This window comes from Segatella buccae ATCC 33574, assembly GCF_000184945.1.
GTDB lineage: Bacteria > Bacteroidota > Bacteroidia > Bacteroidales > Bacteroidaceae > Prevotella > Prevotella buccae.
In genome coordinates this window covers 1-862 of record NZ_GL586320.1, presented here as the reverse complement: position 1 = coordinate 862, position 862 = coordinate 1, and the positions used below count along the sequence as shown (strand labels likewise).

The following is an 862-nucleotide window of genomic DNA, read 5'->3' as shown; positions in this document are numbered from 1 at the left end:
CCGTCCGGTTTCGGGTGCGCCTCCTTCCCGGGCGCCGGTCCGCCCTTCCGCCCTGTACCCCCTCCTGTCTTTTCCCGCACTCCCAAGGAGGCGGGGCCCGCCGCCACGCTGACAATGTGGAGGCCGGCATTCCGCGCCTGCCTGGGACCGCGCCTTCCTGTCCCGGGGGATTAGCTCAGTTGGCTAGAGCGCTTGCATGGCATGCAAGAGGTCATCGGTTCGACCCCGATATTCTCCACCCCGCGGCGCCGCTTTCCGGACGCCGGGCCTCGCGCCCCGTTCCGGCCTGCCGGCATTCCGCGCCGATCTTTGACATATTGACACAAGCAAGACTGTAAAGTTGACAACCGAGAACCGTCCGCCCCCCTTGCGGGATGTTGCGGACGGGTCGCGAACGAACAGAACAGCTGAAAGTATGAGCTGCCACAGTCCCGGCCCAAGTGCGGGGACATGCGGCTACGGCAAGAAAGTAGTTAAGGGCGCAGGGCGGATGCCTTGGCTCACGGAGGCGACGAAGGACGTGACAAGCTGCGACAAGCCGCGGGTAGGTGCAAGTGACCGTTGATCCGCGGATTTCCGAATGGGACAACCCGCCCGTCTGAAGGACGGGCACTTCCGCCCGGTGCGGAAGGGCCAACCCGGGGAACTGAAACATCTTAGTACCCGGAGGAAAAGAAAATAATCCAATGATTCCCCCAGTAGCGGCGAGCGACCGGGGAGGAGCCCAAACCCGGCGTGTGGCGACGCACGCCGGGGGTTGTAGGACCGCGGTGTTGCACGGCAATGGCGAGGGGAAGCGGCTGGAAAGCCGCGCCGCAGGGGGTGATAGCCCCGTACCCGAAGCCCGCGCCGGCATAGCGGC

At 65.4% G+C, this 862-nt stretch carries 1 tRNA gene and 1 rRNA gene; both read left to right on the top strand.

From position 1 onward, the window contains the following. Positions 1 to 164: 164 nt before the first annotated feature. Positions 165 to 238, top strand: a tRNA-Ala gene (locus HMPREF6485_RS13070). A 225-nt stretch (positions 239 to 463) separates the two neighbouring features. Next, positions 464 to 862: ribosomal RNA gene (locus HMPREF6485_RS14275) — 23S ribosomal RNA — on the top strand; the annotation flags it as partial.